Source organism: Lysinibacillus sphaericus (assembly GCF_002982115.1).
GTDB lineage: Bacteria > Bacillota > Bacilli > Bacillales_A > Planococcaceae > Lysinibacillus > Lysinibacillus sphaericus.
Map to the genome: position 1 here is coordinate 2,768,351 of NZ_CP019980.1, position 19,653 is coordinate 2,788,003.

Annotated in this window: 16 protein-coding genes; 1 reads left to right on the forward strand and 15 read right to left on the reverse strand. The window is 35.9% G+C overall.

Going from position 1 to position 19,653, the window contains the following annotated elements; genetic code table 11:
* Positions 1-363: 363 nt before the first annotated feature.
* The 4 genes from LS41612_RS14035 to LS41612_RS14050 are packed head-to-tail and all read right to left on the reverse strand — an operon-like array spanning position 364 to position 6,918.
* Positions 364-5,301: an S-layer homology domain-containing protein gene (locus LS41612_RS14035; RefSeq protein WP_024363530.1), complete on the reverse strand. Its 4,938-nt coding sequence runs from the start codon at positions 5,299-5,301 to the stop codon at positions 364-366.
* Positions 5,302-5,348: 47 nt separating this feature from the next.
* A complete protein-coding gene (locus LS41612_RS14040; protein ID WP_024363529.1) occupies positions 5,349-5,873 on the reverse strand; it encodes a phage tail protein in 525 nt (174 codons plus the stop codon).
* A 22-nt stretch (positions 5,874-5,895) separates the two neighbouring features.
* Positions 5,896-6,396 (reverse strand): phage tail protein, encoded by a 501-nt coding sequence (locus LS41612_RS14045; RefSeq protein WP_024363528.1) that lies wholly within the window; start codon positions 6,394-6,396, stop codon positions 5,896-5,898.
* A gap of 12 nt (positions 6,397-6,408) precedes the next feature.
* Complete coding sequence (locus LS41612_RS14050) at positions 6,409-6,918, reverse strand: phage tail protein (protein WP_024363527.1); 510 nt, start codon at positions 6,916-6,918, stop codon at positions 6,409-6,411.
* A gap of 525 nt (positions 6,919-7,443) precedes the next feature.
* Here LS41612_RS14050 and LS41612_RS14055 point away from each other — a divergent pair.
* Positions 7,444-8,433, forward strand: coding sequence for a hypothetical protein (locus LS41612_RS14055; protein ID WP_024363526.1), 990 nt, complete (start codon positions 7,444-7,446; stop codon positions 8,431-8,433).
* Positions 8,434-8,643: 210 nt separating this feature from the next.
* Here LS41612_RS14055 and LS41612_RS14060 read toward each other — a convergent pair whose 3' ends face one another.
* The 11 genes from LS41612_RS14060 to LS41612_RS14110 form a co-directional block, all read right to left on the reverse strand.
* Entirely contained in the window at positions 8,644-9,225 is a 582-nt protein-coding gene (locus LS41612_RS14060; RefSeq protein ID WP_024363525.1) for a TlpA disulfide reductase family protein, read from the reverse strand.
* A 145-nt stretch (positions 9,226-9,370) separates the two neighbouring features.
* Complete coding sequence (locus LS41612_RS14065; RefSeq protein WP_024363524.1) at positions 9,371-10,777, reverse strand: nitrous oxide reductase accessory protein NosL; 1,407 nt, start codon at positions 10,775-10,777, stop codon at positions 9,371-9,373.
* Between the two features lie 42 nt (positions 10,778-10,819).
* A complete protein-coding gene (locus LS41612_RS14070; RefSeq protein ID WP_024363523.1) occupies positions 10,820-11,308 on the reverse strand; it encodes a nitrous oxide reductase accessory protein NosL in 489 nt (162 codons plus the stop codon).
* A gap of 294 nt (positions 11,309-11,602) precedes the next feature.
* The gene (locus LS41612_RS14075; protein WP_024363522.1) at positions 11,603-12,400 is read right to left on the reverse strand and encodes an HAD-IIA family hydrolase; all 798 of its coding nucleotides are present in this window, start codon (positions 12,398-12,400) and stop codon (positions 11,603-11,605) included.
* 4 nt (positions 12,401-12,404) lie between these two features.
* On the reverse strand, positions 12,405-13,217 hold the full coding sequence (locus LS41612_RS14080; RefSeq protein ID WP_024363521.1) for a sugar phosphate isomerase/epimerase family protein: 813 nt from the start codon (positions 13,215-13,217) through the stop codon (positions 12,405-12,407).
* A 12-nt stretch (positions 13,218-13,229) separates the two neighbouring features.
* The gene (locus LS41612_RS14085) at positions 13,230-14,336 is read right to left on the reverse strand and encodes an ABC transporter ATP-binding protein (protein ID WP_024363520.1); all 1,107 of its coding nucleotides are present in this window, start codon (positions 14,334-14,336) and stop codon (positions 13,230-13,232) included.
* 11 nt (positions 14,337-14,347) lie between these two features.
* Positions 14,348-15,172, reverse strand: coding sequence for a carbohydrate ABC transporter permease (locus tag LS41612_RS14090; RefSeq protein ID WP_024363519.1), 825 nt, complete (start codon positions 15,170-15,172; stop codon positions 14,348-14,350).
* The gene (locus LS41612_RS14095) at positions 15,159-16,076 is read right to left on the reverse strand and encodes a carbohydrate ABC transporter permease (protein WP_024363518.1); all 918 of its coding nucleotides are present in this window, start codon (positions 16,074-16,076) and stop codon (positions 15,159-15,161) included. The genes LS41612_RS14090 and LS41612_RS14095 overlap by 14 nt, the downstream gene beginning before the upstream one ends.
* A 63-nt stretch (positions 16,077-16,139) precedes the next feature.
* Positions 16,140-17,432: an ABC transporter substrate-binding protein gene (locus tag LS41612_RS14100; protein ID WP_024363517.1), complete on the reverse strand. Its 1,293-nt coding sequence runs from the start codon at positions 17,430-17,432 to the stop codon at positions 16,140-16,142.
* A 166-nt stretch (positions 17,433-17,598) separates the two neighbouring features.
* On the reverse strand, positions 17,599-18,186 hold the full coding sequence (locus LS41612_RS14105) for a glycerol-3-phosphate responsive antiterminator (protein WP_024363516.1): 588 nt from the start codon (positions 18,184-18,186) through the stop codon (positions 17,599-17,601).
* A gap of 279 nt (positions 18,187-18,465) precedes the next feature.
* Positions 18,466-19,635: a toxic anion resistance protein gene (locus LS41612_RS14110; RefSeq protein ID WP_024363515.1), complete on the reverse strand. Its 1,170-nt coding sequence runs from the start codon at positions 19,633-19,635 to the stop codon at positions 18,466-18,468.
* Between the last annotated feature and the right edge of the window lie 18 nt (positions 19,636-19,653).

The window sequence follows — 19,653 nt, forward strand, 5'->3', positions numbered from 1 at the left end:
CCTCCTTTAATTGTCACACTTTTCAGTTTAGTGTGATATTTCCAATTTATCACAAATAAACTAATTCGAATATCGTAATATTTGAATATTTTGAAATATTGATAGAAAGTAGCATTTTCAATTAGTTGTGTTATATCTATATACCTATTAATTTATTAAAAATTAGAACTTTAAAAGGATAAATGAATTATAAAATTCATATTCAATTAATCCTATAAAGATAGGAATTTTATATCAGATAGTTTAGTTGTTTACAGAACATCAGGAGTGTCGGGAGGGGGAAATCGAGTGAACATTAAAATAGCTGGCGATTATTAAAAACCGCCAGCTAATAGCATCGTAATAGAAGATAATGGAATGTCCTTATTTTGTTTCATTTGTTGCAGCAGCTTGAATTTCATAGAAAGCCCAGTGATTGTTTGGAATATCCTTAAAGATTGGTACTGTGCTATCTGTCAATACTGGACGATCGAAAAGTCGATTTAGGACTTTTACCGCCTGTGCACGTGTTAGTTTCTCTTCAGGTCTAAATTGACCATTACCTGAGCCAACCATAATACCCATCGAGCTTATGCGTTGGATTTCCTGTGCAGCCCAATGCGTAGATGCCACATCACTGTATGTTTCGCCGTTTGCTGTTATTGCACAATACGGCGTATCTGTAGTTCCTTCTGCACATTGCTTATCAATCCACCTTACAGCAATGACCGCCATTTGGGCTCTCGTTATCATATCGTTCGGACCAAATGAACCATTTTGACGACCTTGCATAATTCCTTCGGTACGAACATACTCTATATCATTTTTTGCCCACGAAGCAGCTGTATCTGCATAAAAAACATTAGATGCTTCTGGTACATTATGATTACTTAGGTTTCTTGCTAGCATTGTTGCCATTTGCGCACGTGTGACATAGGCATTCGGACGGAATGTACCATCTGCATAGCCTTGAATATAAGAAGCAAATGACTTGCTATCTTCTGTAGGTTCCTTTTCGGGTTCTTCTTGTTGTGCTTGTTCTGCATATAGTAAAGTAAAAGTAGAAAAATGCTGCACATTAAAAGCAATCGCTGTTTGCCCTTTCGCAAATTCTACAATACGTCCACGGATGATTTCGGCTGAACCATTACTATGCTCTACGTAAACCATCAATTGTTCCCGTTGAGCTGAAGTTAAATTCGCTGGTAATGGTAGTAGCACTGTTACCGGACGATTTTGTAGATTTGTGTCAATCGATATTGATTGACCAACAAACTTTACATTAGCGCCATGACTCTGTTGTAACACTATTTCCGCTTGTTTCGCTCGGTCTTCGATTGCTTTTTGCCTTAGGGCATCCTTAATCGGAACGATTCGGAAGTAAATATCTTCATTGAAGTCTGTCATAGAAGTAAAGGGAACATCTATTTTGACCATCGTCATATCAATACCAAAATAGGACTTACTCTCTTGTAATCGTTTAGCAGCCTCTTTAGCAAGTATCACCTTTGTCTCACTTGCTGGTTGCGCCATCTCGGGAATGACAAGTCGAGATTTTTTATCTTCTTGATTTGCTAATTTTCGAAGAAACTCGTTTGCATTTGCCACCGTAAAATGCACGCTATCTTGGAAACTACCGTTACTAAATACACGTGTTAACACGGTTTGTAAGAGTACCTCGTTTGGCTTACGCGGATCTACTATATTCACCATAACTTGATTACTTGGTACAACGGGGTCAGGACTTGCTGTTGATGATCCCCCATCTCCTGGTACATAGTTTGCTGACCATAGCGCATACAACACGAGGTTCCCTTTCCCCATTTGAAGCGTTTGCCCTGCTTTATAAGTAACGCCTTTTCCATCAGCTTTCGTATTCCAACCTACGAATGAAAAGCCAACTTTATTTAAATTCCCATGATTTAACACCGTTATTGTTTCCTGCGTTTTATAGCGCTTCGAATCGATCGGCACGTTCCCCCCATCCGCTCCGTTGCTGTCATAGATAACGGTGTACGTTGGCAATGCGCTCGTTGTAAAATGCCAAGTCGTAGTATTCGTAATGCCGTCATACACATTACCAGCCAAATCAATAAATGCTCCTGCATCAATTTGAATGCTATAAGCCGTGTTATTATTTAAATCCTTTGTAGGATTTATTGTCACGCTGTGATTCGCGATTGAAACATTGGCATGCGTAACGTCAATCGTTTCAACAATTTGATTTGTAGAAGCATTGCGAATTACAATATTTTTATTCGTAACTGGCAAGATCTTTTCATTAAACGTTAGCACAAGATTATCTGTAGGCTGTACATTCGTTGCCTGATGCGCTGGGAAATAGGTTGTTATTTCAGGAGCCTTTTTATCAAACACGACAACTGTTCCTAATGAAACGTCTGTCACTTGTAAGCCATCATTCCCCGCTAAATCTTGATAATCCATTGTAAAAGGAATCGGTCCCTCTGCATCTACTGACTGAAGCGTATAGCTTGCTTGCCATGTTTTAGCATCCCCATCACCTTTATCGCTTACATTTGCTGTTTGTCCTAGAATCGTAACATTTGGCGATTGAATTGCCTCACTTGTCTCAAAGTCGATTGTAATACTATCATTAACCTTAGCAACTGTTGGATTAGCATTGTTTGACACCATAGTACCCTTCTTTACAGTTGGCTTTATGCCATCAACTGTAACAAAGCTGCCATCCGTTACGTCCGTTATCTCTATGGCTGCATTACCTAGCACATCTTTGAAATTGATGGTAAAAGGTGCTATGCCTTCTAAATCACCATGCGCTATCACATAAGTCGCCTGCCAGTTCGTTGAAGCGCCACTTACAGTAGCTGGTTTTCCGGCAATGGTAACAGATGGTGTTTGGATCGTCTTATCTGTTTTCATTGCTAAAGTGATGGTATCGCCTACCTTCGCCTTTGTCGGATTTAGATTAGTCGATTTAATGGTCACTTCTACTGCTTGTGGCACAACTTTATCAATCGCAAAAGTAACGGTAGTCGTGTTACCTGCGCTATCTGTTACAACCAAAGTATAATTTCCAGTTGACTTTACAATAGTGCCACTTGTGAAGGAAGCTCCATTCAAGGTAGCAGTTCCTTCATTAAAGCTTATCGTTACGTCGGTGTTGTAAACCCCACTATTTGCAACACCTGTTATAACTGGAGGCGTTGTATCAAGCACAATCGTATCTGAAAATACATTCGATAGATTACCAGCCGTATCCTTTAGTTGCATATAAACCGTTTTATTACCATCCCCGCTTGATAATGTCCAACTTTTTGTTGATACGTTTGGCTCCCAACCGGACCACGTAATCCCATCATTCGAAAAGCGCATTTCTATCGCTTCTCCTTCTGTATCCGTTGCCGTCATTGTTAAGGTAACGTTAGGAGTACTTGTAGATGCTAGTCCATTATGAATAGTCATTGTGCCTGTAGGTGCATGATTTTTAGTAACTTGGATTATAAACTCCTTATCAAACGTATTGCCAGCCTCATCTGTTACGCTTATCGTAATCTTATAACTATTTTTCGTATCGTAGGCAAATAACGCATTTGTCTTCAATACATTTCCAACAATCGTAAAGAAGCTTGTATCCCCTGACTGTAATGTATAGCTGAATGTTGGTGAACTTCCTGAATCTGTTGCTGTCAGTGTCCCAACTGTTGTACCAATGGGCGCCTTTTCTTGAACAGTCATATTACTAAGCGCAATATTGGTAGGTGGTGTAGCATCATAAATTATTTGCAATTCATTTGAAGCTTTATTGAATGCACCACTACTATTCGCAACAACTTTTTCAGGAATTTTAATTTTCACAGCACCATCTGCAATCGGTGATATTTGTGCCGTATATGTGGTACCGCTTCCTGATAGAGAGGTAGCATTTCCATTTGTAACAGCTATATCATCCACCGTAAAGCCTGTTACTGACTCACTGAATACCGTCGTTATAAGAATTGGATTGCTATTAGTTGGGCTAGTCTTATTTGATGAAATGGTCACGTTAGGGCGTGCTTTGACAATAAGGTTCATCGTATAGACACCGCTATCATTCATACCATCGCTTACCTTAAATGCAAACGTTGAAGCAGTACCATTGTCGGTAATGTATTTTAACTTACCTGCATCTAAGTCAACTTTACTAACTGTCATACCATTTGGAATGGCTTCGGCAGCATCGAACTGCCCATTCAGATTGCTATCAAGGAAAAGTTGGCCACTAGTTGGGATTGCAGAGATTTGAATCTGTTTTAACGTGTCGCCAGCATCTTCATCAGAAAAAGCAAAAGAAGTAGAATTAAATGTATACACTTGACCTTCATTGACATTTACCGTTCCATTACTGGATGTAGGTGGTTTATTTAATGTAAGTGTTGTGACCTGCTGCATCGAATAGGCACTCTTGGAGCCATCAGCATCTTTGACAATAACATTGAAATAATAGCTTGTATTAGCAGTAAGTCCTGTAACATTATAGGACGTAATATCTTTAGCATAACCGCTTCCTAAAGCTGTTCCATTGGATTCAATGGCACTAACCGTATCAATATTATTACTACTAGATTGATAGACGCGGTATTCTAAATCACCTTGAGCTGTTAAATCGTCAGATGCTTTCGCCCAGTCCAACTGTACTCCTGATGCAGTGATAGTTGAAGGCGTAATTGCGCTATTGGTAACGGTTGGCGGATTATTAGGAATATCGATTGTAAAGTGTGTAAATGTTACATCCCATATCCCCGCCTGAACAATATCTATAAACTGTACACTGACAGTAATGACAAATGAGTGAATGCCCTCTAAATTTACTGGAATATCATAAATGGGTTCATGATAGGCAACTGTTTTAAAGATTACGGGACTTCCTTTTGGATTTCCGTCTTGATCATACCCTTGAATCGTTAAACTTAGCGCATCGTTTGCTTTATGTTTATTAATCGTATTAATCTTGAATGATTTTAAATTAAAGACACCGCCCACAAAGTTTTCGCCAGCGGAAATTCGAATTGATTTTGGTGGCGAATATTCATTTGCATCAATATAATACCCAGCAGGAAATTGTGTCCCATCACTATACTTTAATAAATCAAAACCATCATCACCAGTACGACTTACTACAAAGCCATTATTCGTATCAGCTAGCCATGTAGGTAGTGTTAAATCTTGTGTACACTTAGGAAAATTCGGTGTATCACAACTAGCCGCCTCTACTTGAACAGGTGACAAAAAACTAATCCCAGTCAATTGGCTAAAAGTAATCAACAGCAAACATAGCATCATTATAAAAATCTTTTTTCCCATTTTGGTTCTCCTTTTTAGTTGATTCACACCCTTCGCCAAAATCATTCCTAGTTTCTAGAAGGAAACTCTCCAAATAAACAAATAATGAAATTCAACCCTAAATACGGTTGCATATTATTATGTGGTTGACTTCCACCTGCTTGATCGATCGTCATCGCATTCATGGTTGTATTTCCTGAAACTGAATAAGCAGGGAGTGAGCCCCTACCTTGCTGTTCGGTCCAAATTGCTCCCGTTGGCTCATTACTTGTTGTTGGTACATTGTTACAAGCGGCCAGATGATGATGACTTGGCATTTCTGTTGTTAGTAATGTAACAGTAGCAGAACCTCCAGTTGTTCCGATATTTCTTGGCGTTAATCCTGCACCTGTTCCTTGATGAATCGCTGCCCTCCCACTTAAATTGGGTAAAGCAAAGGTTGTCTTTCCATCTCCTCCATAAGTATTACCTATGATGGCAAATAACGTACTATTCGAAGCTATGCTTAGTAACTGACCATTACAAAATGCCCAATTTTGTGGCGCAAAATTACCACCAAATATTCTAATTTCTCCCGTGTAGGCTTCTGACATGATTTCTTCACTTCCTTTTTCTTTAATTTCTTGGTGGATAAATGCCAACTAAAGCTATGCAATAATTCGCCACACTGTATGGCTGCATATTTTGATGCGGCTGTGAATTGCCAGATAATGATAAAGCTTGTGCATTCATATTCGTATTTGGTTGATTAACTGAATAGACATTATCAGTGGATGTGCCCCATACATTACCAGTAGGCGTTTTCAATGAAGTATTTTCCGAACTAGCCGTGACAGCATGGTTATGCGTCGGCATTTCATTCAAGGTTAACATATGTGTTTCTTGTCCAGCTTTTTGTCCTCTTGTCACACCATTACCTACATGAACTGGAACCCTGCCTCTTAAATCAGGTAAGGCAAATGTTCGAATGCCATCACCTCCATAAGTTGTGCCCAATAAGGAGTATAAGGCTTGATTTGAATTAATTTGTAATAATTGCCCATTACAGTATGCCCATCCATTTGGTACGCCTGCAAAGCTAAATAATTTGATTTCACCTACAAATGCTTCAATCATCTTTTCTTCCTCCTAATTAAATGATGGGTACATACCGTAAAGAGCGATGATATAACTAATGGTTAAAAAGGGCATTACATTGTCATGAGGCGCATTTCCGCCAACACTTGAAATGCTTGTTGCCTTCATTGTGCTATTTGGTAGTTGTGTCGAATATTGTATGTTTTTCGCCCAAACAGCATTTTCTGGACTAGGTGTTGTACCAGCAAGAGAAGAAGCTTTCACTAGGTGCGTATGAGCTGGAAGTTGGGATGTACTTAAAGTAACAGTCTCCGTTCCCCCCATTTGTCCCATTATATAATTAGTCCCAGTTATTGGGTTATGTCCTTGGTGAACAACGACTCTACTTTGATAATTTGGCAAAGCAAAATTCGTTTGTCCATCCCCTCCATAAGTCGTACCAATTAAAGAAAAGAGCATTTCATTTTCTGCAATAGGTAAGAGCTGGCCATTGCACAAGCTCCATCCTTGTGGAGCATAGTTACCTGCAAACATTCGAATTTCTCCGACATATGGTTCCATCTAAAACACCATCCTTTAAAATTTTTTAACTTCAAACATTACATTACTGTAAAATAGATTAATTTGGTTAAAATTTTAGAATATTTACATAAAATAATATAATATACCTATAATTAACATTTTTATTTCAACCATATCGATTAGCCTATTATGTAGTGGTGATTAATCACTCCTTCATGGCAAAAATTAAAAATGTACGTATATAAACGACAATGCAAGCCTGCTAAGGTTGACAGCATGCCATTGCAAGATACTAATTTTCTCTCATATAAATACATTCAAATTAAAAATACTAAAAAAAGAAACTACCTAATACTGACAAATGTTAATAGTTAGAAAATTAACATTAAAAAATAGATGATCTATGACCTATACATAATGAAAATGCTATGAGAACAACTTCAGGTTGTATAACTTGTAATTTTTGTAAAACCTATTATCTTTGTATAACATTTGAAATGCCATACATACTACAGTGAGATTCATTTATCCTCATCCAACTTCTAAAGGAGGTTTTACAAGACGATGTACGATGCAGATAATATTGATGTCAAGCTAAAGCAGGGATTTCAATCATTATTCCCTGAATATGCTACCTTGTTAAATCAAGCTACTTCTCAAGAACAAATAATTAGTTTGCATAATTCTTTTATTGAAGAAAGAAAAAAAGCATTAGCAACAGCTATAAAGGCAACCAATATATCAGACAGTAGGAATCCTAAGTCCCCCATTGCGTTAACACAAGAAGAATATGAAAACCTAATTAATGCAACAGGTGATGATATTAAATATCGAATTCAAGCTTTGCTTGATGGTCTTCAACGATTAAAGGGCATGGAGAATGATCAAATAGAACATGTAGCCGCACAAATGATTGTCACTGGTATATTAGGCATTGGCGTAGAATCCACTACAGCAGCACTAGCGATTGCAGGCGGAGGAGAAATCATTGAAGCTTACATTGCTCTTGCAGCCCTTACATCTACTACCGTAGCAGTAGTTATTGCTGTCGTTTGTCTTGTGATTATTGCCATTATTATTCCACTTATTTATTTTATGGAGAAGCCCGCAAATGCACTTATACTATTAATTAATGAATTGGACAAACCACTTGTATTTGCTAACGATTTTAATGTGCATGGAAAACCCACATATCTCACAGAAACAATTAACAATGCGGTTATATTCCCAGATCGTAAGTTTGTAACAGCAGGATTTATTGGCAGTCAAAAACTAGACAGCGCTTTATATGGCACACAATATGGCTTTACAATGAAGTATGGACATACAGACACTCAATTTACTTTTGGAGTAGAATGTCCTTTAAGCTCCTTGTATACTGACAATAACTGTTTTTGTGCCTTTGATAAAAATGCACAAGAAGCTGCTGAATTAACGGCTAAAAATAATAAACAGTTTTGGGAAACCGAAAAAGATGGTATTAAATTAAGCATTCGTTGTAACTCAAAAAGTGGCTCATTGGCCTACTACGTCGCTCGTGCCTATCACGTTTAACGATTTCCATCATGCGAACGGATGGACATAACGCACAGTTGTAAACACTTAAATGCCAATGTAACGAAATAAGCCGATGCGCTGCTATCTGATGTCCATCTGTCTAAAAAACTGATAGCAGCGCAATTATTGTGCTGTATTTAAATAAAAATACGCTACTCGTTATAAGTAGCGCAGAATATTAGAGCACATGCTCTTCGTCAAATGTAATTATTTAGTCGTATTAATCAATTCTTTCATTAATGCCTCATTCATTGGCCCTTCAATGATATTTACCATGTTTCCTTTTGTATCAATTATATAAGTCGTTGGCAGCGTAATAACTTGATATTTACTTCCTACAAACCCTTCTTCATCTAATATAATGTCAAAAGTTAAACCATGTTCCTTCACAAATTGAGCAACCACTTCTTTTCCCTTATCTTTATTTGTTACGTTCACTGCTAAAATTTCTACCCCTTGATTTTGATATTCTTCGTAAATCTTTTGCATATGTGGCACTTCTTCTTGACAAGGTGGACACCACGTTGCCCAAAAATTTAAAAATACCTTTTTACCTACATAATCGGATAAGTGGACTGTTTCACCTTTTAACGTTTGCAACTCAAAATCGGGTGCTCTATACTCTACTTGATTTTGCTTATCCTCTGTTGCATGCGGAGCACTGGTTTCAGTTTGCGCTGTTTCTTCTGTTTTCATTGTTTCTTTTTCATCGATCGGCTTTTTCACATTAATAGCAACAATCATTATTAAACCGATAATAATTATGATGGAAATCATATTTTTAACCACAAAAAGTAATACCTCCAATGTAAATAAGGATAATAGATGGCTACATATAATCACACAAAGCGAAAACTCCTATCGTGATTTGTCTCAACAACAAATACGATATTGGAGTTTTCGCTTTCTATTTAGTCTCAATGACAAACGTATATTACGGCGCTATTTTATCAACCTCATATTGATAATTCATGCCCTTATTATTCGTTTTCGTATATTCCATAATATTTTCTAATTTTTCAGCCACTACATGTTCTTTGCTCATACCTAAGTAGTTTGCTGCACTTGATAAATCAGAGAAGTGGAATAGTTTCCATCCCATAATGCCTTTAGCTGTTTCGCTACTATTAAATTTTACCGTTATCGCCTTTTCAACATCAATCCAGTTATTTGTGCGTGGTGCTGTTGCGCCATAATCTCGAACATATTTATTCGTAAATGCTAAACCATTTGAATGTTCTTGATGGTACATACATCCAATTCGACAAAAATAATGCGTATATCCTTCTTGGTCAATTGCTTTGGCAGCGTACACTTTATTTGGGTCAGTATTATGTAGATCCATACGGCAAACTTCACAATGAACCCCCGTTTGTGTTACTTCTGTAAATTCAGAAATGCCATCGATCGTAATTGTTTTTACTGCTTTATTGCCTAATTTATCTTCTGCGTATACTGTATAAACGCCATTTTTCAGCGCAATAATTTTATCTTTTTGTTTTTCATTTTGCAAAGTGGCAATTTTTGAACCTTTATCTATAAAGTATTCGACGTCTTTATCTCCATAAGCCCATTTCTGATTTTGGATTTCATTATCATCTGTGGTAAGAACTTGTATTTTTTTACTAACCGCTGTTACATCGCTTTCAGGGATTGACAATGTAATGGTTGGTGCCGCTTTATCAATATTTGTGATTGTTATGGATTTCGTTCTTTTGTTCCCATTATTGTCTATAGCAAAAACCGTATACGTTCCATTTTCACTTACTGTAAATGCGTTCTCTGTTAATGTTGTATCGGTTTCTGAAAATTGATTTGCTGGCTTTGTACCCTTTGCCCACTGTTTCAAGATTACTTTCTCATTATCTGTAACAGCTACATTCACTGTCACATCTGTCGTCGTCGGTGTTGTTTTACTTACATTCAATACAAGGCTAGGTGCTTCTTTATTATATTTTTCCTCAGCACTCGCTTGAATCGTACTGAATTTAACTTTTTTCAAAGTACTATTATTTTTCTCTTTATAAGCCTTAATATAATTATCTGCCGCTACTTCTTTTGCAAAATAAATATTTTTTAATGCATTTAATTTAACGATTGTAACCGAATCTAACGGAACCCATCTTTTTGTACTATAATCCTTTACATTTTTCGTGCGTGTTACCCCTTCATTTAATTCATCATATAATGCTGAAAACACATCTTTATAATAAACGACTTCTCCATCTTTAATCACTTGCACATCAGTCATCGCTGCAAGGGCAGTTGAATGTTGATTACCAGTTAAAAACGCTATTACCATAACACATATAAGCAATCCGAGGCGTAAAATTTTTTTCATTTTTAATATGTTCCTTTCACAATTAAGCTCTTTTCTATATACCTATTGATATTTTTCAATGCTCTCTTTTTGTACGGTTTTAAACGAAACAATTTCTGTATCTGAATGTTTGGCAACATAGGCCTTTGCATCAGATGCTTTTGCAAAACAGATAAACCCATCGTCCATTGGGGATGCTAGCGTAGTTCTAACATACGTCGCCTTTTCAGCTTGCACCCACTTTAGTGTATTGAAATCACGAACATACTTTTTATAAGTTGCTTTATTTTTTACTTCATCATATAAAAGGCACCCAATGTCGTCGTAATAAACTACCTTCCCTTTCTTCTTTATAGCCTGTCCTGAAAAAACACCCATTTTGTCTTTTTTTTGGTACACAACCATATTACAAAATGCACAATTTGTATTATTAGGTACATCCTTTTCTAAACTAGACTTAGCTGCCTCCGCATTCAGGTCGTGCTTATTGTCTATAAAATTGATAGCGAGAATACTTAACAAAATCATTCCTAAAACGACTAGTTTTTTCATTGTTTCCAATCTCCTTTCAATTCACCATGATACGGTAAAAATATGAAATAAGTTGAAAATAACTGTGAAATAAATGAAAAATTTCATCGGAATGGGAGTTTTTTAGGGGGTTTTCGTGCATTCAGTTTGCTTTGAAACTTGTTTTGAAGCTAAAAAATAGCCGTTTAGCTGAAAAAAATCAGTTAAACGACTATTCCTTGGGCATAGCTTGTTTATTACAGTTTAGATAGTATATTACTATTCTTTTCGGTCAATCTTCCTTCTTCTATTTCAAAAAAACAATTTTACATTCTTTTAATAACTTGTTAAAGCAGTATATAATTCATGCATTGTTTTAATAATAAACTTCGGCTTATAAGAGATGCCTTTTAGTTGTTCTAATGTCGAAGCCCCCGTTAAGACAAAGCAAGTATCAAATCCTGCTAGGTTACCGAGTGAAATGTCTGTTTCAATTCGATCACCAATAATTAATAACTTCTCCCTTTTGACGTCTATCATGCGAACGATATGCTCTGCAAAATACGAAGACGGCTTGCCAACAATAAATTCAATTGTACTGTCAGATGCAACTTCAACTGCTTTGGCAATTGCCATTGTATCTACTTGGAATCCACTCGGCCCTGGACAAGCTTGATCTGGATTTGTAACGATAATTTGCGCGCCATTACGAACAGCAATCATGGCATTATTTAGCTTGTCAAACGTAATTTGGCGATCTAAGCCGATAATAACATGCGTAGCGTGAAGTGGTTCAGTTGTTGTTTGAAGCTGCTTATCTTGAAACTCCTTATTAATAGCAGCTTCACCGACAATATAAGAAATGCTTGTTGACAAATGTTCCAATACATATTGAGCTGTTAAATAAGCTGATGTAATCACTTGTTCGGCCGTTATATGAATGTTGAATTTCCGTAGTTTTTCAACTACATCTTGACGTGTTTGTGTTGGTGAGTTGGAAATAAAGCAGATATGCTTACGTAGTTGCTGTAATTGTGTAATAGTATTAATTACACCAGGAAGAATTTTATCGCCCACATAGATGGTGCCATCTAAATCGAAACAATACGCTTCATACGTTTGGATAGTCTTCAATGTATTAGCCTACTTTCGCACGATTTGCTAATTCGTTTAAAATTAAAGCTTTGCCATCTGCTAATAATTGTAAGTCTATAGCAGGTGCATATTCTAAAATTAATTGACAATCAATATTTTCTTGTGCAATCACGTTGAAAATAGAGGACCAGTCAATCGTTCCTTCACCAATCGGTAAATGATCATCACTGGTTGCTGTGTTGTCATGTAAGTGTAGCGCAAGTAAACGGTCCTTTACATTAAGGATTGTTGAAGTAATGTCCCAACCATTTAAATTGGCATGTCCAACATCAATTAAATATCCAGCTATTTCATCAACATCGTCTAAAAAGTGCTCAAACTCGTCTTTTGTAAATAAGGATGTGCCGTTATAACCTACATTTTCAATTGCTAGTGAGACATTTAATGGTTTTGCAATAGCGCATAGCTCATGAATATATTGCTTCGCGCGTTTTTTTCCTAATTCTTTATTAAATTGTGAGCAAAAGCAAAAACCTGGGTGAATTACAACGTGCTGCGCATTAATCATGCTAGCAAATTCGATTGCTTTACGATATTCGTGGAATGATGCTTCACGAATAGCTTTATTTTCACTCGTAATATTAATATCCCAAGCAGGTGGATGAATCGAGTAGCGCACCGGCAATGCCTTTAATTCTTTTGCCAATGTAGGGAATAATCCTTCCATGTCTCCCCATTTGTCGCCATCCATCATCAATTCAACAACTTCTGCACCAGCAGCGATTAATTTTTCTACATTCCCAATAATATCGTGTGTGAGTAGTGGTAAGTCTGAAAAACAAATTTGCTCTAACATTGTATATCCCCCTTAGTTTAAAGTGATTGATTTGTTTTTATATGCAATTGGGTAGCCAATAGAGTTCGTTGTAGCTTTATCAAATAAATGAATATGTTCCATTTTAAAGCGAACATATACTTGCTGATTAAGAGGCCAGTTTTTATGTGAGCTTAATGCTATCATTTCTTCATTATTAAATGTCAAATAGACAGCGTATTCTGCACCTAAATTTTCAATGGATTTCACTGTTGCATGTAGTACTTGTGGTTCTGTCGATAAATCAATATGTTCAGGCCGAATACCGAAAACTAATTGTGTTGATGCTGCTTCATACACTTTTTTTACCCACTCAGGGGATAGTGAGAAACTTTGCGTACCAAAGTGAATATTCCCATCTTGATACTTCATCGTTAAAATATTAGTCGGAGGTGCACCGATAAACTTAGCTGTAAAAATATTCGATGGATGATGATACACATTTTCAGGTGTATCAAGCATTTGTAAAACACCTTCATTTAAAAGCGCAATACGATGCCCAACAGTCATTGCTTCTATTTGGTCGTGCGTCACATAAACAATAGTTTGTTTATATTTCTCATGAATGTTTACTAGCTCTTTTCTAGCAGATACACGTAGCTGAGCATCTAAATTAGATAAAGGCTCATCTAATAAAAAGTAGTCAGCTCGCTTTACAATAGCACGTGCTAATGCAACACGCTGGCGTTGACCACCTGATAAATCTTTCGGCAAACGTTCTTCTAAGCCATTAAGTTGAAGCATCTTTAACGCATCCTCTAAGCGTAATTCAATTTCTTTTTTCGGAATCTTCTTCATGCGAAGAGCATAAGTAATATTTTGTTTAACAGTCATATGTGGGTAAAGCGCATAATTTTGGAAAACCATTGCAACGTTACGCTTACCGCTAGGAATATTATTGACGACTTTGCCATCCATAATAAGTTTACCGGAGGAAATATCCTCAAGCCCTGCAATCAAACGTAATGTAGTAGATTTCCCACAACCCGAAGGACCTAATAGAATAAGACGTTCTCCTTTTTCAATTGTCAAGTTGAGCCCTTTTACAACTTCAGTTTGTCCATAGTTTTTTTTGACATCTTCAAATTGAATTTCTTTCATATTATCCACTCCTATTTAATGCCCGATGATATAAATGTCCCTATTATATATTTTTGGAATATTAAATATAATGCTAATGGAAGGATCATTGTTATTACAGAAACTGCCATTGCAACAGTAAAGTTCGTACCCCCTTCCGAGCTAATGTACATTTGAAGTGCTAATGGCAGTGTAAAATTCTCTGTACTTTTTAAAATTAATACTGGCCATACATATTCATTCCATGATGTTATAAAAAACCAAATGCCTGTTGATGTTACAGCAGGCTTTACAAGTGGCAGCACAATATCTTTCATAATGTGCCAATGACTCATATTATCTAGACGTGCAACTTCAATGAGAGAAATTGAAATTGAGCGTAATGCTTGAGTTAATAAGAAAATACCCATGGCATCTGCCAGTTGGGGTAAAATAACACCCCAAATCGAGTTTCCTAAGCCCATTTTTGAAATAACTAAATAGTTCGGAATCATTGTTACAGTAAATGGTAAAAAAATCGTACTAATTAAAATAAAATACAAGACATTTTTTCCTTTGAAAATAAAATAAACAAAGGCATACGCTGCAAGAAATGATGTAATAACTTTAAAAATTGTTACAACCGATGCAATGATAAATGTATTTAATGTAACTTTGAATGCTGGTAAACTTTCGAAGAATACTTTATAGTTCACCAATGTTGGACTTGTCGGAAAAATAGATAGTGGATTATTATACGCATCTTGTAATGTTTTAAATGAAGTTCCAACCGCAAAGATAATTGGAAAAATCAATAAAAATATAATGAAAATTAAAATAATATGCCAAGGTATAGTTACTTTTTTACTTATTTTCATAGTAAATACCTCTTTCTACATATTTAAATTCAACAATTAATAACACTACGAAAATAGCCATTGTTAATATTGATAGTGCAGCGGAGTGCCCAGTACGATATAAGACGAATGCTTCATGATATGCGTGATAAATCGCATTTGAACTAGCATAGTTTGGGCCACCTTGTGCAATGATTTTTATCGGTGTGAACGAAAACTGTAAACCTTGGACAATTGTAATGATGAAAACATAAATACCTGTAGCACTACTCATAGGTCCAACAATATGAAAGAATATTTTCCATAAGGGTACATTGTCTAGTCGAGCCGCCTCAATAATTTCTCGTGAAATACCATTAATTGAAGCATATAGTAAAATAAAGTTATAACCGAAAATTTTCCAAGAAGTAATTAAAGTTATAACAACAATGATCCACCCTTCAGATTTACTCCAAATTGGCATACTAAATCCAATCCACCCCATAACAATCGCAACGGGACCTGAAACAGGATTTAACAACCATGTGAATAAAATAGAACCAACAACTAATGAAATAAATGATGGTAAGAAAAAGGCACTTTTATAAAAACCCTTCATTTTGCCAACAACAAAATTTAATACATAAGCAAAAATGTATGAAATTGTAAAATTAAAGACTAATAAGATGAAGATATATAAAGCTGTGTTTAATAAAACTTTATAGGTGATTGGATCTTTTAAAACATCAATATAGTTTTGCAACCCAACGAAATCTTTTGTTAAACTAATCATATTCCAATCAAAAAAACTTAAATAAATCGTATAAAGAAACGGCCAAAACATAAACATTGCTATTATCGCTACAGATGGGAGTAATAAGCTATAAGCAAGTAAGCTTTGCTTATGCACAAAGCGCTTTTTTGAACTTGACGTCACTACTTGCATGTTGTCACCACTTTCACAATAAGGTCGGTAGGTAAAGGAATTTCAATCCACTGTCTTTTTTCTTTATTTCAACAATTCATTAATAGCATGTTCAGTCGATGTAAGTCCTTCTTCAACGCTTACTGAACCACTAAGAATTTGATCTCGCACGTCTAATAATAATTGCTCTGCTTGTAAACCTGCATCTCCAGGAAAGGATGTCCAAGGTACAACTCCTGACATTTGATCGATTGCTGCTTTCATCATTTCATTTTCAGCTAAGAATGGCTTTAACCCATTTTCTGCATCGGCTACTCCCTCACGTGCAGGTACGTAACCAGTACCTTTAGTCCACTTTGCTACTGATTCAACACTGTATAAGAATTTCATAAATTCCCAAGCTGCTTTTTGTTGTTGTTCCTCTTGTGCAGTAATCGTTAACATGGCACCACCAGCAGGTAACTTTACTTCTTTCCCTTCCCAAGTAGGTGATTTAATAGCTGCTACATCAAATTGGGCATTGTTTTGAATGTTGGAACGCTGTGCAATAGTTGTATAAAGCATCGCTACGTTACCATCAATAAAGCTTTGTATACCTTGGTCCCACCCGATATGTAAAGCTGTCTTATCCTCTACTACCATGTCTCTTAATAATGAATAAGCTTTAATTCCTTTTTCAGAAGCAAAACTTGCTTTTCCATCTGTCATAATTTTCGCGCCATTGCTTTCCAATAAAGCTTGCGTTGCCCAGTTATCAGCAGGTTCTTGCATATAGAAACCGTATTTACCTGTTTTATCTAAAATTACTTTTGCATATTCTTTCAATTGTTCCCACGTTGTAGGACCTGTTGTTGGTAAGCCTGCTTCGTTTAATAAGTCTCGATTAATATAAAGAACTGGTGTGCTTAATGAGTATGGAATCCCTACTTGAGAACCTTCGCTATTTTTTGCTAAGTCCATAATATTTGATAAAAAATTATCTTCTAAAAATGTTTTATCTTCTTCAAAATGTGCATTAATCACCTCTTGTGGTGTTACGTAAGAAAAGTTGTTTGAGAAATAATCTAAGAATGCCCAACCAATTTGTACAATTGCTGGTGTAGAACCAGCAGCCACTTCAGCTTGTAAATTTTGCATTAACCCTTTATATAAATCGGGGTTATACTTTGCTACGACTTCCACTGTGTCGCTTTGAGCATTGAATTCTTCCACTAACTCTGCTACTGTTTGTCCGCCTTGTGTTTCAGCATTTACATGCCAATACTCAATTTTTGTTTTACCATCTTTTTTTGAACTGCCGGATTCTTCACCATTTCCACATGCCACCAATATCACTATGGCAGAAAATAGTAATCCGATTTTTGACCATAACTTCATTTTCTCTCCTCCTCGAATGACAGGGTATAAAAAAAGAGACCGCAAAAAGTCAATAAAACATGACAATTTGCGGCCTCTCTGATATACGCCTATTACTATTTACTTTATGATTCTTACTATAATGGAAAATTATTAAGTTAATATGTGGAGAATATTAATTAATTATTTATCTTTTGTTAATCGGTTTTCTCCACAATTTCACATTCGATGTTGTAACAGCATTTGCGCCATGTGCTAATGCCGCTTCAGCATATTCAATCTTATCTAATAGACCTCCAGTAATAATAGGTTTATCTGTCACCTGAATTAACTTATGTATAAAATCTGGAGCTCGGCATGGCATAATTTCTATCATATCTGCTGCTGTATGATGAATTGATTGTTCAAGCTGATAGTACACCTCTGTATCTATTAAAAAAATACGTTGAATAACAAAAATTTTCTGTTGCTTCGCTCGCTTAATGACATTTGCTTTTGTTGTAACAATCGCAAATGGCTTAACGACTTTACTCACAAAATCAATGCCGTATTGATCTAGCTGTAACCCCCCAATTTTTTCAACGTGTAAAATTACTGGTAATCCTGCATCATGAAAAAGTTGTACGTAATGTTTGATATTTAATATATCGCCCATCATTAAAATAACAGCACTAATATTGTCTTTATACTTTAATGCAGCTTCAATCGCTTTTGGCTCTTTAATAGCAGCAACAAGCTGTTTATCAGCAAGTCGATCTTGAAATATTTTATACATCAACTATCCCTCCTCTTAGTAAGCATTATAAAGGTAACAAGATGTCTATAAGCATTTCAATACGTTTCTTTACAAAATATTAAGAAAAATCATACCTCTATTATTCTCAAATTAAAGGATTCGAATTTTATAACCAAGCTAATTAATTCAGTTAAAAGGTTTTTTTATATCGTATAATTATTAAAATCCCGGACTATGTTATCTTTCAAATTGCTAATAAAAAAACTGTAGGCAAACTTGAATTTTGTACAAGTTTGTCTACAGTCTTCTGTTTTATTATTACATTTTTTTTAGTTTTTCGTATTCAAGTTGTAGTTTTTCAATACGTTTACGGCCTTCTTCGCGATTTCTTGCTGTTTCTGCTTGAATTTGTTTTGTCTCTTGAATGCCTGCCATAATTGTTTGCCATGTTGTTTCAATCGTTTCAATTTTAATGCTTGGGCTACCTGCGGCACGGGCAATATTAACGCTGTTTTTACTAATATTTTCAGCATTGCGAACAAGCATTTCATTTGTACGACGATCCAGCTCACTCATTGAATCTGAAATTAGCTTTTGACGCTTTAATGTTACAGCGTGAATTAGACCTTGTTTAAAAATTGGAATTGTTGTAACAAAGGCTGAGTTGATTTTACCGATTAAATGGTTATTACCTTGTTGCATTAAGCGAATTTGCGGTGCCGATTGGAATGATACTTGCTGCGCCATTTCTAAGTCATAACGTCGTTGTTCCAATAATTCTACAGCACGTTGCATCGTTTCAAATTCCATAGCTGCTAGTTGGTCACCTGTTTGCGCTTTTTGCTCTAACATAGGTAAGGCTGAACGTACTTCTTCTGCCTTGACTTCAATAGCTGCAATAAATTTACTTAATGTTTGGAAATAGTTTAAATTTTGGTCATATAAATTTTCTAGGTCGATTGTATTTCGTTTCATTTCAACTTCATATTTTTGAATTTCACGGTAAATGACATCGACTTCTTTATTCATGCTGTCATATTTCGATAAAAATCTTTCTAATTGTTCTTTACCTTTACTAAACAGCTTTGTCAGGAAACCGCCTTTTTTCTCTTCCGCAAAATCTTGCGGGTCAAATTTATCCATTACTTTATTTAAATTATTTAATAAGACACTGGATTCTTCAAGTTTGCTAGCTCTCATTGTCGCCAACATTTTATCTGAAAATGTAGAAATACCATTCGCTGTTTCTTTGCCTAGCTCTAACATGGCGATTTGGTCTTTCACATCAATTTTTTGCGCAAGTGCATGCACTTCAGGATCTTTCTTTAAAGCCAGTTGATTTTGTGCAATTTGTGATAACTCTTGTTCAGAAATAAGTGTTGGTGTTTGTACTGATTCAGCCTGCAACAACGGGTTAGGTTGTAGCAGTGGATTTTCGGTTGCGAATGGATCTTTTGATTTTAACAAGTCGTTGTTCATTTCAGACATAAGTAATACCCCCTGCGA

What these genes read in the sequence shown, in the direction of transcription:
- LS41612_RS14070 (WP_024363523.1), bottom strand. Translation starts at nt 11,308, where the DNA reads ATGAAAAAACTAGTCGTTTTAGGAATGATTTTGTTAAGTATTCTCGCT.
- LS41612_RS14050 (WP_024363527.1), bottom strand. Translation starts at nt 6,918, where the DNA reads ATGGAACCATATGTCGGAGAAATTCGAATGTTTGCAGGTAACTATGCT.
- LS41612_RS14085 (WP_024363520.1), bottom strand. Translation starts at nt 14,336, where the DNA reads ATGAAAGAAATTCAATTTGAAGATGTCAAAAAAAACTATGGACAAACT.
- LS41612_RS14065 (WP_024363524.1), bottom strand. Translation starts at nt 10,777, where the DNA reads ATGAAAAAAATTTTACGCCTCGGATTGCTTATATGTGTTATGGTAATA.
- LS41612_RS14110 (WP_024363515.1), bottom strand. Translation starts at nt 19,635, where the DNA reads ATGTCTGAAATGAACAACGACTTGTTAAAATCAAAAGATCCATTCGCA.
- LS41612_RS14045 (WP_024363528.1), bottom strand. Translation starts at nt 6,396, where the DNA reads ATGATTGAAGCATTTGTAGGTGAAATCAAATTATTTAGCTTTGCAGGC.
- LS41612_RS14055 (WP_024363526.1), top strand. Translation starts at nt 7,444, where the DNA reads ATGTACGATGCAGATAATATTGATGTCAAGCTAAAGCAGGGATTTCAA.
- LS41612_RS14100 (WP_024363517.1), bottom strand. Translation starts at nt 17,432, where the DNA reads ATGAAGTTATGGTCAAAAATCGGATTACTATTTTCTGCCATAGTGATA.
- LS41612_RS14090 (WP_024363519.1), bottom strand. Translation starts at nt 15,172, where the DNA reads ATGAAAATAAGTAAAAAAGTAACTATACCTTGGCATATTATTTTAATT.
- LS41612_RS14035 (WP_024363530.1), bottom strand. Translation starts at nt 5,301, where the DNA reads ATGGGAAAAAAGATTTTTATAATGATGCTATGTTTGCTGTTGATTACT.
- LS41612_RS14040 (WP_024363529.1), bottom strand. Translation starts at nt 5,873, where the DNA reads ATGTCAGAAGCCTACACGGGAGAAATTAGAATATTTGGTGGTAATTTT.
- LS41612_RS14080 (WP_024363521.1), bottom strand. Translation starts at nt 13,217, where the DNA reads ATGTTAGAGCAAATTTGTTTTTCAGACTTACCACTACTCACACACGAT.
- LS41612_RS14095 (WP_024363518.1), bottom strand. Translation starts at nt 16,076, where the DNA reads ATGCAAGTAGTGACGTCAAGTTCAAAAAAGCGCTTTGTGCATAAGCAA.
- LS41612_RS14105 (WP_024363516.1), bottom strand. Translation starts at nt 18,186, where the DNA reads ATGTATAAAATATTTCAAGATCGACTTGCTGATAAACAGCTTGTTGCT.